Source organism: Chromobacterium amazonense, assembly GCF_001855565.1.
GTDB lineage: Bacteria > Pseudomonadota > Gammaproteobacteria > Burkholderiales > Chromobacteriaceae > Chromobacterium > Chromobacterium amazonense.
Genome location: NZ_MKCR01000033.1, coordinates 94,977 through 107,548, shown reverse-complemented (window position 1 = coordinate 107,548; position 12,572 = coordinate 94,977). Strand labels below are relative to the sequence as shown.

At 62.9% G+C, this 12,572-nt stretch carries 14 protein-coding genes; 9 read left to right on the top strand and 5 right to left on the bottom strand.

Annotation, left to right across the window (positions count from 1 at the left end; translation table 11 throughout):
- Positions 1 to 7: 7 nt before the first annotated feature.
- The 5 genes from BI343_RS17325 to BI343_RS17305 are packed head-to-tail and all read left to right on the top strand — an operon-like array spanning position 8 to position 6,518.
- Complete coding sequence (locus BI343_RS17325) at positions 8 to 748, top strand: ABC transporter ATP-binding protein (protein WP_052246801.1); 741 nt, start codon at positions 8 to 10, stop codon at positions 746 to 748.
- A gap of 8 nt (positions 749 to 756) precedes the next feature.
- The gene (locus tag BI343_RS17320) at positions 757 to 2,739 is read left to right on the top strand and encodes an outer membrane lipoprotein-sorting protein (protein ID WP_169829038.1); all 1,983 of its coding nucleotides are present in this window, start codon (positions 757 to 759) and stop codon (positions 2,737 to 2,739) included.
- 13 nt (positions 2,740 to 2,752) lie between these two features.
- Positions 2,753 to 4,072 (top strand): ABC transporter permease, encoded by a 1,320-nt coding sequence (locus BI343_RS17315; RefSeq protein WP_043625739.1) that lies wholly within the window; start codon positions 2,753 to 2,755, stop codon positions 4,070 to 4,072.
- A 37-nt stretch (positions 4,073 to 4,109) separates the two neighbouring features.
- Positions 4,110 to 4,922 (top strand): class I fructose-bisphosphate aldolase, encoded by an 813-nt coding sequence (locus BI343_RS17310; RefSeq protein ID WP_043625743.1) that lies wholly within the window; start codon positions 4,110 to 4,112, stop codon positions 4,920 to 4,922.
- Between the two features lie 51 nt (positions 4,923 to 4,973).
- Positions 4,974 to 6,518, top strand: coding sequence for a class I adenylate-forming enzyme family protein (locus BI343_RS17305; RefSeq protein ID WP_083341046.1), 1,545 nt, complete (start codon positions 4,974 to 4,976; stop codon positions 6,516 to 6,518).
- Between the two features lies 1 nt (position 6,519).
- Here BI343_RS17305 and BI343_RS17300 read toward each other — a convergent pair whose 3' ends face one another.
- A complete protein-coding gene (locus BI343_RS17300) occupies positions 6,520 to 7,248 on the bottom strand; it encodes an autoinducer binding domain-containing protein (protein WP_071110653.1) in 729 nt (242 codons plus the stop codon).
- A gap of 394 nt (positions 7,249 to 7,642) precedes the next feature.
- Here BI343_RS17300 and BI343_RS17295 point away from each other — a divergent pair, with 394 nt between their 5' ends.
- The 3 genes from BI343_RS17295 to BI343_RS17285 all read left to right on the top strand — a co-directional run bounded on the left by BI343_RS17295 (position 7,643) and on the right by BI343_RS17285 (position 9,984).
- Positions 7,643 to 8,347, top strand: coding sequence for an iron-containing redox enzyme family protein (locus BI343_RS17295; protein ID WP_043625746.1), 705 nt, complete (start codon positions 7,643 to 7,645; stop codon positions 8,345 to 8,347).
- An 88-nt stretch (positions 8,348 to 8,435) separates the two neighbouring features.
- Positions 8,436 to 9,245 carry an aldolase gene (locus BI343_RS17290; protein ID WP_043625749.1) on the top strand — a complete coding sequence of 270 codons (810 nt, stop codon included), beginning with the start codon at positions 8,436 to 8,438 and terminating at the stop codon, positions 9,243 to 9,245.
- 121 nt (positions 9,246 to 9,366) lie between these two features.
- On the top strand, positions 9,367 to 9,984 hold the full coding sequence (locus BI343_RS17285; RefSeq protein ID WP_071110652.1) for a hypothetical protein: 618 nt from the start codon (positions 9,367 to 9,369) through the stop codon (positions 9,982 to 9,984).
- A 166-nt stretch (positions 9,985 to 10,150) separates the two neighbouring features.
- Here BI343_RS17285 and BI343_RS17280 read toward each other — a convergent pair whose 3' ends face one another.
- From BI343_RS17280 to BI343_RS17270, 3 genes are all read right to left on the bottom strand, one after another.
- Positions 10,151 to 10,642 (bottom strand): YgjP-like metallopeptidase domain-containing protein, encoded by a 492-nt coding sequence (locus BI343_RS17280; protein WP_071110651.1) that lies wholly within the window; start codon positions 10,640 to 10,642, stop codon positions 10,151 to 10,153.
- A gap of 115 nt (positions 10,643 to 10,757) precedes the next feature.
- Complete coding sequence (locus tag BI343_RS17275; protein ID WP_211269462.1) at positions 10,758 to 10,949, bottom strand: hypothetical protein; 192 nt, start codon at positions 10,947 to 10,949, stop codon at positions 10,758 to 10,760.
- A 90-nt stretch (positions 10,950 to 11,039) separates the two neighbouring features.
- Positions 11,040 to 11,567: a GNAT family N-acetyltransferase gene (locus tag BI343_RS17270; protein WP_071110650.1), complete on the bottom strand. Its 528-nt coding sequence runs from the start codon at positions 11,565 to 11,567 to the stop codon at positions 11,040 to 11,042.
- Between the two features lie 149 nt (positions 11,568 to 11,716).
- Between BI343_RS17270 and BI343_RS17265 the strand changes: the two genes are divergently transcribed.
- A complete protein-coding gene (locus tag BI343_RS17265; protein WP_139165777.1) occupies positions 11,717 to 11,953 on the top strand; it encodes a hypothetical protein in 237 nt (78 codons plus the stop codon).
- On the opposite strand, the gene BI343_RS17260 is transcribed toward BI343_RS17265, so the two are convergent.
- Complete coding sequence (locus BI343_RS17260) at positions 11,917 to 12,453, bottom strand: YaeQ family protein (RefSeq protein WP_071110648.1); 537 nt, start codon at positions 12,451 to 12,453, stop codon at positions 11,917 to 11,919. The genes BI343_RS17265 and BI343_RS17260 overlap by 37 nt on opposite strands.
- Between the last annotated feature and the right edge of the window lie 119 nt (positions 12,454 to 12,572).

Sequence of the window (12,572 nt, the reverse complement as noted above, 5' to 3'; positions counted from 1 at the left end):
GATTGCCGTGTACCTAGTTGAATTTGCATCGGTCACCAAGCGCTACCAGCTTGGCGATGTCGAGGTGGTGGCGCTCGATGGCGTCGACTTCCAAGTCCAGCGCGGCGATTTCGTCGCCATTACTGGCCCTAGCGGCAGCGGCAAGACCACCATGCTCAACCTGATCGGCTGCCTGGACTCGCCCTCGGACGGCGAAGTGAAAGTGATGGGCAAGGCGGTCAACGCCCTGAGCGAGCCGGCGCTAGACCAGTTGCGCAGCCGCACCTTCGGCATGATTTTCCAGAACTTCAACCTGATTCCGGTGCTGACCGCGGAGGAAAACGTGGCCCTGCCGCTGCACTTGCACGCGTTGTCGCGGCAGGAAACGCGTCAGCGCGTTGCCGAGGCCTTGCGCGCAGTGGGTCTGGAGCGTTTCGCCAGCTTCCGTCCGGACCAGCTCTCCGGCGGCCAGCGTCAACGGGTGGCGGTGGCGCGCGCGCTGGTGACGCGCCCGCAGCTGATCCTGGCGGACGAACCCACCGCCAGCCTGGACACGACCAACGCTATCGCGCTGGTGGAGCTGATGAAACAGTTGAACGCCGAACAGGGCGTGACCTTCGTGTTCTCCACTCATGATGACAGGCTGCTGCAGCATGTCCGCCGCATCGTGGAGCTGCGCGACGGCGCGCTGTCGGTCACCCGCGAGCTGCCTGCGGCCGCGCCGCGCGACGGCTTTGTTCCGCAAACCGACCGTTACGAGGTGATGTGATGTGGGGAATGGCATTTCGCAATCTGTACCGCGATCAGCGCCGCACGCTGGCCACGGTGGTGGCGGTAGGGGTCGGTTTGCTGGCCGTGCTGCTGTTTCTCGGCTACATCCGCTTCGTCGAAGGTTCGCTAGCCTCGGTGGTGATCTATCGCGACGCCAACGCGCACGTGCAGATTTACCGCAAGGACGGGCCGGAGCAATTGGCCGCGACGCCGGCGCCGTATTCGCTGGACCGCGCCGAGCAGCAAATGCTGCATAAGCAAGCGCAGGCGCTGCCGCACTTCCGCCGCGTGTCGGACCAATTGGTAGGCGTCGGCATGGTCAACGCCGGCGGCCATAACGCGGTCTTCCTCGGCCGCGGCATCGACCCAGCCTTCGAAGCCGCCCTGCAGGCGGAGAGCCCGCTGGCCGCTCCGCCGTCGGCGCTGGGCCGCGACGGCTTGTTGCTGACACGCCAGTTGCAGGACTTGCTGGGCGCGCCTGCCAAGGGCGGCGATTTGCAGCTGTTCGGTGCCTCCTATTCCAACCGCCTCAACGCGGTGGAGGCGCCGTTGAGCGGCGAGTTTTCCACCGGCATCGAGGCGATCGAGGACAAGGGCCTGAAAGCGCCGCTCAATCTGCTGCAATCGCTGTACGACACTGACGCAGTGTCGCGCGTGGTAATCCAGCTGGACGACCGCGGCAACGCCATCGCCTACCGCGACGCCCTGGCGGCGCGGCTGGAGCGCCAGGCCCCGGGCCGCTACGAGGTGACTACCTGGAATCACCCGCAAATCGGCCAGCTTTACGTCAGTTTCATGGGCTTCTTCAACATGGTGTTCGCCTTCACCGGCACCGTGGTGTTCGTGATCGCCCTTACCACCATTCAGCACACGGTAGCCATGAACGTGGCCGACCGCACCCGCGAAATCGGCATGCTGCGCGCCATGGGCTTCAGCCGCGGCAAGATCGCCGGTCTGTTTGTGCGGGAAAGCGTGCTGACCACACTGATAGCGGCCTGCTTGGCCCTGGGAGTCGCTTATATGACCATTTACGCAATCCTCTCCTCCAATCTGCAAACCCAATTGCCGCGCATCGCCGAACCGGTGAAGCTGGCGCTGGATCTGCCGTTGGGCTGGGCGCTCGCCGCCAGCGCCGTGGTAGCCCTGGGCATCGCGCTGGGCGCTGCCGTCACCGCGCGCAAACGCATCGGGGGCGAGGTCAAGGCCAATGGGAAATCGGTGCCGCTGACCCGGCTGTTGGCCACCACCACCTGCCTGATGCTGGCCACCATGCTGACTGCCAGCCTGGCCCACGCCGAAGACGCGCCCAGCGAGGCGACTATGCGCGACTGGCTGCATAAGGCCGATCTGGCCCGTGGCGGCTGGGGCGCCTACAAATGGTCGCTGAGCATACACACCGAAGATCCGGCCGGCGCCACCACCACCACTTACGACATCGCGGTGCGCGACGGCAAGGCGCTGGCGCGCACGGTGGAACCCAAGCGCTATCAGGGCGAGAAAATCCTGATCGCCTCGCGGGCGATGTGGTATGCCAAGCCCGGCTTGCGCAAGCCAGTCAGCATCAGTCCGCAGCAGCGGCTGGTGGGCGAGGCCGCCAACGGCGACATCGCCGCCACTCAGTACGCGCGCGACTATGCGCCGGCATATGTGGGCAGCGCCCAGGTCAACGGCGTGGACTGCCACAAGCTGAAGCTGACCGCCTCAACACCGGGCGCCACCTACGAGAGCATTGTTTATTACCTGGACAAACGCAGCCTGATGGGTGTGAAGGCCGACTTTCTCACAGCCGGCGGGGCGGTGTTCAAGACCGCCACGTTCGAATATGGCAACAAGGTCAAGGTCAACGGCCGCGAGCAACCCTTCGTGTCCGTCATGAAGATCGTCAACGCCAACTTCCCTGATCGCTACAGCCGCCTGCAATACGTCCAGGTGTCGCCCAGTAATCCGCCGGACAGCCTGTTCGCGCTGGACACGCTGATGACCATGTAAGGGAGGCCGCGAGATGAACGCCAAATTATTGTTGAGCATGTCACTGCGGAATGTGCGGCGGCAGGGACGCAAATCCGTCGGCACGCTGGTGGTGATGGCGGTGTCGATTCTGGCGCTATGCCTGTTGGCCGGCTACATGCAGTCCAATGTGGAGCTGATCCAGAACGCCTTCATGCGCTGGGGCGCGCGCGGCCATCTGGTGATCGAGCGGCCGTCGTCGCAGCTGGCCAGGGAAGTGGAGGGCGCGGGCCAGAATCCGATCACCGCCGCGATGCAGAGCGGTATCGACCGGGTGCTATCCGAGGATGCGGATGTGGCGGCCCGGGCCCGGATTCTGCGCATTTCGGGCATGGTGTCCAATGCCCGGGTCAGCACCATCTTCGCCGGCATCGGCCAGGATGTGCAGGAAATCCGCCGCATCAAGGGGCCAGCTTACGAATACGACGTGGTGGCCGGCACGCCGCTGTGGCAGGAAACCCGCGCGCATCCGCTGGTGCTGGGGCAGGGCCTGGCGGCGATTCTGGGCTGCGAAGTGCCTAAGGTCGGCTTCGCCCCGACGCAGCCGGGGCAAACGCCGGCGTCCAGACCGATGCAGTGTCCACCCGGGCCGCTGGAGCTGACGGTTTCCACCCGGGGTTCGGCGCGGATCAACGCCACTCAAGCGCTGCCCACCGGCATCATGGATTGGGGCATCAAGGAAATCAACGACCGCCTGGTGGTGATGCCCATGGCCGACGCGCAAGCCTTGCTCAACACCAAGGAAATCAGCGAATACCACGTGTTGTTGGCTGATGGCGCCGATCTGGACGCCGCGCGCGACCGGCTATCCGCCAAGTTCAAAGCCGCCGGCCTGGACGTGACTGTGTTCCGTTGGTCCGACCGCGCAGCCTTCTATCAGCAGTTCAAGACGGTGCTGAGCGGCTTCCTCAACTTCATCGCCATCGTCGCCGGCATCGTCGGCTTCACCAGTCTGCTCAACGCCAGTTATATGAACTTCGCTCAACGCGCGCGTGAATTCGCCACTCTGCGCAGCCTGGGCTTCACCCGCCGTTTCGTGATGACGCTCACCGCGCTGGAGAACAGCTGGCTGGCCGCGGCCGCGGCGCTGACGGGCATCGCTTGCGCGCTGGGCGTCACCTGGGCGGTGCGCGCGGCCAAGATCATGTGGATTCCGCCCGGCTCCAGCAACGCGGTGCCGGTCGAAGTGGCCTGGGTGGCTCCGGTTTACGTCTTGACCCTGGCGGGCGTGGTCATCCTGGCCGCGCTGGCCAGCGCGATCCCCACCCGCAAGATACTGCGCCGGCCGATTCGTTCGGTGTTGAGCGAAGGCTGATCGACTGTTGGACACATACAGCCACAAGGAGGCTTGAATGACTGAAATGGCACGCAAACGTCGCTGGTCCCGCTTTGTAGACCGGCAATCCGGCAAGGCCCTCATCGTTCCCATCGACCATGGCTTGACCATGGGCCCGCTGGACGGCCTGAACCGGGTGGAGGAGGTGCTCCGCTGGCTCGACCCGGAGGCGGTGACCGGCATCGTCGCCCACAAGGGTTTCGCCCAGCGGCTGGGCGGCGCACCGGGCTGCGGCCTGATGATCCACCTGAACGGCTCGCTCAATATCGGCGCGAACCCGGACGTCAAGCAGATGGTCACCAGCGTGGAAGCCGCGGTGCGCCTGGGCGCGGACGCGGTGTCGATCCAAACCAATTTCTCCGCCGACACCGCAGGCCACAACCTGCAATTGATCGGCCAAGTGGTGGACCAGGCTCACGCCTACGGCCTCCCGGTGCTGAACATGGTCTACGACAAGGGGCCGCTGGCGGGCAAGGCGCTCAACCATTTGCGCCATTTCATGCGCGCTGCGGTGGAGCTGGGCGTGGATGCGCTGAAAGTGGCGGCGCCGGAGGACCTGAACGCCATTCCAGAACTGGTGGACGGCATTCAGGAGCATACCCCGGTGCTGTTCGCCGGCGGCGCGTTGGCCGATGAACTGGCGCTGTTGGAGCTGGCCGCGGCGGTCATCCGCCACGGCACAGGCGGCATCTGCGTGGGCCGCAATGTGTTCCAGCGCCCCAATCCGCTGTCGACGATGACACGGTTGCGCGACTTGTTCCGTTGCGGCGTCCCCGCACTGGACTACCGCCGCCTGGCGCAGCCGGATGCGGAGACTTTGGAAAACTGAGCGCGCGCCGCCGCCGGCGGCCCGCATTTTCAAATTTGAGAGGTTCAAGACATGCCTATTGATTCCAGCCCAGGATGCGTCGACCTGATGGTGGACCGCCATGTGCGCGCCGGGCGCGGCGATTGCATCGCTCTGATCGAACGCGGCGCCAAGGGACGCCGTGTCCTCAGTTATCATCAATTGCAGACCCTGAGCCTGACGGCGGCGCGCGAGTTGGACATTCTGCTCGCCGGCCGTCGTCCGGGCCAGCGCGTGGCGCTGGTGGGATCGGCGACGCTGGAAACGGTAATCTACTGGCTGGCGGCCATGCGTTCACAGCGGCTCGCCTTCATGGTGCATCCGGGTCTGTCGGCCGAACATTACGAAGGCTTGTGGCAAAGCTACGATCCGGACCTGATCCTAGCCGATCGCACCGCGTGCCAGCCGCGCGCCGAGGCGATGACAGACATGGGGACGCTGGCGGCGCGCAAGAGCGCGCCGGAAGCGGCGCACGTGGTCGGAGACATTGAAGCCAGCTTCGACCTGAGCCCGGCGCTGGTGCTCGCCACCTCCGGCTCCACCGGCCGGCCCAAGCTGTGCGCGCATTCCCATCGCTCATTCTGGGCATTCGAGCGTACCGTCACTCGGCCGATGTGGGGGCTGTGCGCAGAAGACAGAGTATTGGCCAGCACCGGACCGTTCTTCTCCTTCGGCCTGCAGGGCCTGCACGCTCCGCTCAGCGTCGGCGCCAGCGCGGTGCTGTTGCCGGAATGGGCGCGTCACGCCGAATTTCTCGACGCCATTGAGGCCGAATCCGTCACCGCCTTTCTGGCGGTGCCCACTTTGTACCACCTGCTGATGGCGCGGGCGGAGCGCGCTTATGACTTCAGCGCGCTGCGGCTGTCCTTCTCCGCCGGAGAGCGTCTGCCGCCGACGATTCGCCAGCGCTGGGAAGCCTGGACCGGTTCGCGGATGTTGGACTCCATCGGCACCACCGAAACCTTTGCGCCCTATTTGTCAGAGACCGTAGACGGCGGAGTCGGCCTGCGCCGCGTTGAGGGCTTCCGTTACCTTGAGACGCCGCATGCCGGAGACGCTGACGCGCCAGCCGGCGCCTTTACCCTGAATCTGTCCGGCGGCTGCTTGATGCTGGGCTATTTGCGTCCCGGTGAAGCCGGCGTAATCGAAGCGGCGCCAGCCAGCTTTCCCACCCGCGATCTGTTCGTGCGCGCCGGCGAGAGCCTGAGCTTTGTCTCGCGTGACAGCGAACGCATCAAGGTGGCCGGTTACTGGGTCAGCCCTCAAGAGCTGGAAGCCTTCCTGCTGGAAGACAAGCGGGTGCTGAAGGCTGCGGCGCTGCCAGTGGTTACCGCCGAAGGACTTACCCGGCTGCGCGCTTATGTGGTGGCCACAGCCAGCGGCTACGCGGGCGCGGCTTTGGTGGAGGACTTGATGAAGCGCGCCCAGAGCGAGCTGCGGCCCAAAGCGTTGCGACCGGACCGTATCGAGCTGGTGCCCGACATCGCCACCACACCCAGCGGCAAGCTCAAGCGTCAGGAGCTGCAAGGTTTGATTAGCCATTCGCCTGCCATCGCCGGCGCGGTGCTGGCCGGATGAATCAGGCGGAGATCAGGCCTTGGGCCAAGGCTCTGGCAACCGCTTGCCGCCGGTTGGACACTTGCAACTTGTTGATGATGTTGCGGATATGAAAATTCACCGTGGATTCGGAGCAGCGCAGGATGCGCGAGGTTTCCCAAGACGTTTTGCCCGCAGCCGCCCAGCGCAAGCACTCGCGCTCGCGCTGGGTCAGGCCGACCTCGGCGGCCTGGCCGGCGTCTTCGATGCGGCAAATGGCCTCGTAAGCATAGGAGCACAACAAGTGTACCGTCGGCGTCAGCGTTTGCAGCCATTGTTCCGTGCGCGCATCGGCGCGAGCATCGCAGGCCACAGACATCATCATCGGCTGGCTGCGGCCGACGCCGCGCAAAGAGGTGGCCACACCGGCGGAAACGCCGTAGGCGGACGCTTCTTCGAACAGGTGTTGGGAGAATTCGTCCTCAAAGCGGCCTCGGTGCCAGATCAGCGGCACCGAGGACTGCCGGCAATGGTGCACTACTGGATCGCTACCAATCCATTCCAGCCGTGCATAACGCTCCATCCAGGCCGCCGGGTAATTGGTTTCCACCCGAGACGAGGGAACGCCGCCGTTCATGGATTCAATGCCGATCAAAAAGAAGTCCAAACCAATGTTGGAGACCAGTTGCTGGCAGTGTTGTTTGACCTGCTCAATCGTCGCTGCCGACAGAAGGTCGGGCAAAGCGTGGATGACATGCTCTTGCGGATGCATCTGACTTTCTCTGACTTTCAACTGTGGTTCTAACAGCAAATTAGTAATAAGCGCATTTATCTTGCTGTAAAAAGTCTGACAGCCGGCACAAAAAATGACAAATGAAATTTTTTATGTTCAAAAAATCCATTAAGGATTTTGGTGCGAGGTATGAATCTATTTGTGTTTATCGGCGTGAGAATAGTTTGTGTCGAAATGATAATTCGTTGATTTTTTTTAGAATTTATCGGCAAATGACGACATTTAAATGCTTTAAGTGGCAAGCCAAATCAGTTCAGGCAATCGGCCCGCACCGCGCAGCTCACCGCCGCCAGCCGCAAGGCTGTGCCATAGCCGCAACGCATTATCCGCCTGCCCGAAAGGGTCTCTTCAATCTTGTTGTTGGAGCAATCGCATGGACATGCAAATGGCGCTCTTGGAATCGACCAAAGAGCAATTGATAGAACGGATCCGTTCCCATTCCTTCCTGACGCGTTGTCGCGCCGGCGAAGTCTCGCTCGACGAACTGAAGATCTTCCTGGTGCAACAAGGCTTGTACAGCGCCTACTTCACACGCTACCTGTGCGCGATGATGGCTAATCTGCCCAGCAACGAAGAAGTGCTGGAGTTGGCTGAAAACCTGTTCGAGGAGCTTGGACTGGCGCCTAACAGCCCGCGCCCGCATCATCTGATCTATCGTGAAATGCTAGAGCATTACTCGGTGTCGCTGGATGGCGCTCAGCTGCTGGCCGGCACGCGTAGGCTGATCGACAGCATGTTCCAGCATTGCCGCAATCTCAATCCAGCCGCCGGCCTTGGGGCCTTGTGTCTGGGCGCGGAAGGGCTGGTGCCGCCGATGTACGGCGATATCATTCTCGGTTTTGAGGCCCTGGGCGCGGCCCGGCGCGACATCGAGTTCTTCCACATCCATGTGGAGTGCGATGATGGCCACGCCGAAACCATACGCGACATCATGCTGGACATCGCCAGCTCGGCGCCGGAGCAGATTGACCTGATGCTGCGCGCCGGCCACGCTTTGGTAGACGCTCGACTGGAGTTTTTCAGCTCGATAGAGGCCGCGTATCGCGAAGCATCGTCCACCCAGCCCGCCATCGCATGAGCGCAGTCCTCCTGTGCCGGGAGGCGTTCCGTATTCTTCGGGCCGGACCCGCGCGGAGCGGCCGGCTCTTTTCAAGAAAGGAGATACCATGGCCGACACCATGACAATGGACAAGCAGAGTTTGATCGAACGGGCGAAGGTGCAGATGGAGCGCCACCTGGGCGCGCCGGCATGGTCGCTGCGCGAAAAAGTGGCGCTGACTTGTCGCATCCTGTTCGCGCAGGGCCACGATTCGGGCCTGGCCGGGCAGATCACCGCCCGGGCGGACCTGCCGGGCGAATACTACACCCAGCGGCTGGGGCTGGGTTTTGACGAAACCACAGCTGGCAACCTGCTGCGGGTCAACGCGGACCTGGACGTGCTGGAGGGCGACGGCATGCCCAATCCGGCCAATCGTTTCCATAGCTGGATCTACCGGGCGCGGCCGGATGTGCGCTGCATCATCCATACCCACCCGACCCACATTTCGGCGCTGTCCATGCTGGGCCGTCCATTGAAGATCGCCCACATGGATGCCTGCATGTTGTACGACGATGTGGCCTTCCTGCCGCAGTGGCCCGGCGTGCCAGTGGGCAACAGCGAGGGCGAGATCATTAGTGGCGTGCTGGGGGACAAGCGCGCGGCTCTGCTTGCCCACCATGGCTTGGTGGTGGCCTGTCATTCGGTGGAAGAAGCCTGCATGATGGCGATCCAATGCGAACGCGCCGCTCGGCTGCAACTGCTGGCGGAAGCTGCGGGAGAGATACGCGAAGTGGAGCCGGCGCTAGCGCGTGAAGCGCATGACTGGATTTTGCAGGAGAAGCGCTCCCAGGCCGGCTTCGCCTATTACGCGCGCCGCGCGCTGCGCGCGGAGGAGATTGGGTCCGGGCATCCACTGGCGACCTCTGCCATGGCATGACCGTCGACGCCATCCTGCTTCCAGTCAGTACCGAAAGCTCGATCTCTGGCTTTAAGCTGCAAGACTGGCCGGCACAGCGCTCATGCCGGCCGGCTCATGTCTTTAGCCAAAAAGGGATTGTATGTTGCACAAGCTACACCGCCTGACTGCCTGTCTGATCAGCCTGTATATCCTGTTCCACCTGCTCAACCACCTGACTGCCTTGGCCGGCATCCAGGCCCATATCGACTATATGAGAGCCTACCGAGTGTGGTACCGCTTCCCGCCAGTGGAAACGCTGCTGTTGGCCTGCGTGCTGTTCCAGGCAGGGTCCGGCCTGTATTTCGTATGGGCGCGCCGCGGCAGCCGGCATGGTTTCTTTGATCACGCTCAGGCCTACTCCGGCCTGTACCTCGCTTTCTTTCTGCTGTTCCACCTCAGCGCAGTGCTATACGGGCGATGGGAGCAAGGCGTGGACACCAATTTCTATTTTGCCGCCGCCGGCCTGCACCTGGGCAATTACTTCCTGTTTTTCATGCCCTATTACTTCTTGTCCATTGTCGCCTACTTCACCCATATAGGCTGTGCGTTACGCTGGCTGCTGCAAACGCGGTTAGGGGTGCACGGCAGCGACCGGCTTGCCGGCGGACTGATGGCGGCAGGCGCGTTGCTGTCCGGTATCATTATCGCCACCTTCAGCGGCGCCTGGTATCCGGTGGCCATTCCGGCTGCCTATCAATTTACCGGACTGGTGCGATGAGGCCGCTGACGCAAAAACTGAAGCATGACGGGCTGACGTGGAACGCTCAGCGGCATAGAGGGCGATAGATAGACCAAACCAAGCAATCGCATACGAAGAGGCCCGACCGGGACTCTTCGTTTACCCAAACCCTTCGGCAGAATGGATGACGACGGTCGAAAAGAGTTCATATGCGTTCACGCCAGGTCAACCATACCCGCATGTCAAACTCCAACTGGTGGTAGTCAGGCTCCATATGGCGGCACAACTGATAAAACGCCTTATCGTGGTCCTTCTCTTTCAAGTGAGCCAGTTCATGTATCACGATCATCCGTAAAAACGCTTCTGGCGCGTCACGAAACAATGCGGCGATCCGGATCTCATTTTTGCTCTTCAGTTTTCCACCCTGTACGCGAGCCACGAAGGTATTGGTGCCTAGCGTGCCTTTCATCGGGTGTTGCTGGCTGTCGTACAGCACTTTTGCCATGGCAGGAGCGTTCTTCAGATAGCGCTGCTTTAGTTCGGTCACGTATTGGTACAACGCCTTGTCAGTCTGGATGTCATGGCGTGCCGGATACTTGCGCTCCAGCCAGGCGCCAAGTTGGTCTTGCTCCAGCAGGGTTTGGATGCGTTCGAGCAGGGCGGCAGGATAGCTGCGGAGGTAGCTGAGCGTGGTCATTGCGCTATGGTAATTCATGGCTTGGGATGAGAGCGGTACTCACAGACGGCGCAATCATGATCATTGCAGTCCGCGACTTAATGATGTCCATCCTTCTTAACTTGCGCATCACGTCTTAGGCCGCGTCACTGGTGAGCCGCCGCCCATGCACGGCGAGCATCAGCAAGAAGGGCGGCGGCAGTTCGCGGAACCAGGCGGCGATGCGGATCTCGCTCTTGGTTTTCAAATGGCCGCCTGGTGCCCGGGCGATCGTGGCATGGGTGCCCAGCGCGCCTTTCAGCGGGTGCTGTCGATTGTCGTAAAGCACCTTGGACGGCAGCGGCGCGTTTTTCAGGTAGCGCTGCTTCAGCGCGGCGACAAATTGTAATCGCGCGGCGGCGCGCGATGTCGCCTCGGTTCAATGGCGGGGCCGCAGGCGCGAAGGGTCCGGCCAGCTGTAGCGCAACGCCACGGCGCGGGTGCCGGCCGCGGTGTCCACCTCTCGGCGCTCAAGCACTTCGCCGCCAAGCCTGGCATACACGGCGCAGGCATCGGCATTGCGCTCGTAGACCCAAAGATAGAGCGGCCTGCCCGGCGCGATGCGGCCGGCCTCGGCCGCGGCGGCAGCCATCAGCGCCCGGCCTATGCCGCGTCCCTGCTGATCGCCGCGCACATGCAGATTGTCCAGGTAAATGCCCAGTTCCGGCGCCTCGTCCGGCAGCAGGCATACAAAACCGACCGGCTCGTCCTCCCAGCAGGCGATGCGCACCCAGAGCGGCTTTTCGGAGGCGAAGCGGGCGCGCCATACGGCAAGCCTGTCGTCCTCGGCGCGTTCGTCAAGGTAGGCGTCAGGCAGGATGCCGCGATAGCTCGCGCGCCAGCTTTGCGCGTGGAGGGCGGCGATGAGGGGGATGTCGTCGCTTTGAGCGGGACGCAGGCTAAGCATGGGGTGGTTTTCCGCAGGGTTTCACGTGGAACAGGATAAATCGCGTTTGACGGATTTAGCCAATTTTTATGCGGGCCAGCCGCTTTTTTGCCGTAAATTTAGCCGGGCCTCTTTACGCTGCTGATGTTGATCCAAACTAGGAGAGCGAGATGGCCGTTCCTGTCCGAAGCGCATTGCGCCGCAGCTGCCGCGAGGCGTGCGGGGTGGTGATTCTGAGCCGCCTGCCCGCCACGCGCGACGGCGGACAGACGCTGCGTCCGCGCCGGCAATTGGCAAGGCTGCGCCTGGGGCATGGCTGCCTGCCGCCGCCGCTAGGGTTGTGGCAGCGGCTGGGCGGCTGGCTGGCGCGTCACTTCAGCCGCAGCGGCGCGATCAAGACGTTCTGAGCGTCGTTCGACAGCCATAGCTGGCCGTCCTGGATGGTGGCGGTCAGCTGCATGCTGCGCTCGGCCAGCGCAGCCAGCGCCTGCAACGCTTCGAAATCGATGCGGAACACTTCCAGCTTGTCCAGCCGCGACAGCTTGCTCTCATTCTGTCCCCACCATACTTCGCTGGCGCGGCCGCCATAGCTGTACAGCGCCACGCGGTCAGAACGCGAACAGGCTTTCTTCAGCCTCTTTTCGTCCGGCTCGCCCAGCTCCACCCACAGCTCAATCTCGTCGGAATAGTTCTTCTGCCACAGCTCCGGCTCGTCGTCCGCACACAGGCCGCGGGTGAAGGCCAGCGTGTCGCTGGCGTGCAGGGCGAAGGCGACGATGCGCAGCATCATCCGCTCCAGCGTTTCCGACGGGTGCTGGGCCAGGGTCAGGGAATGGGTGGCGTAATAGCCGCGGTCCATGTCGGACAGGGTGAGCGTGGCTTTGTAGATGGTGGCGTTCAGGGCCATGGCGGGTCTTTGCTGATTCGGGTTGCGCCCGGCGCAGGATGGCGCGGGCGACCGATTCTAACCGCAGCGCGCCGATGGCGCCATGTCGGGGCGGCGCGCGGCTGACAAAAATCCTGGGG

Bases quoted from the DNA above. Each gene is read 5' to 3' on its own strand.
- BI343_RS17260 (WP_071110648.1), bottom strand. From the start codon at position 12,453: ATGGCCCTGAACGCCACCATCTACAAAGCCACGCTCACCCTGTCCGAC.
- BI343_RS17285 (WP_071110652.1), top strand. From the start codon at position 9,367: ATGTTGCACAAGCTACACCGCCTGACTGCCTGTCTGATCAGCCTGTAT.
- BI343_RS17320 (WP_169829038.1), top strand. From the start codon at position 757: ATGGCATTTCGCAATCTGTACCGCGATCAGCGCCGCACGCTGGCCACG.
- BI343_RS17265 (WP_139165777.1), top strand. From the start codon at position 11,717: ATGGCCGTTCCTGTCCGAAGCGCATTGCGCCGCAGCTGCCGCGAGGCG.
- BI343_RS17305 (WP_083341046.1), top strand. From the start codon at position 4,974: ATGCCTATTGATTCCAGCCCAGGATGCGTCGACCTGATGGTGGACCGC.
- BI343_RS17270 (WP_071110650.1), bottom strand. From the start codon at position 11,567: ATGCTTAGCCTGCGTCCCGCTCAAAGCGACGACATCCCCCTCATCGCC.
- BI343_RS17300 (WP_071110653.1), bottom strand. From the start codon at position 7,248: ATGCATCCGCAAGAGCATGTCATCCACGCTTTGCCCGACCTTCTGTCG.
- BI343_RS17315 (WP_043625739.1), top strand. From the start codon at position 2,753: ATGAACGCCAAATTATTGTTGAGCATGTCACTGCGGAATGTGCGGCGG.
- BI343_RS17280 (WP_071110651.1), bottom strand. From the start codon at position 10,642: ATGACCACGCTCAGCTACCTCCGCAGCTATCCTGCCGCCCTGCTCGAA.
- BI343_RS17310 (WP_043625743.1), top strand. From the start codon at position 4,110: ATGACTGAAATGGCACGCAAACGTCGCTGGTCCCGCTTTGTAGACCGG.
- BI343_RS17295 (WP_043625746.1), top strand. From the start codon at position 7,643: ATGGACATGCAAATGGCGCTCTTGGAATCGACCAAAGAGCAATTGATA.
- BI343_RS17290 (WP_043625749.1), top strand. From the start codon at position 8,436: ATGGCCGACACCATGACAATGGACAAGCAGAGTTTGATCGAACGGGCG.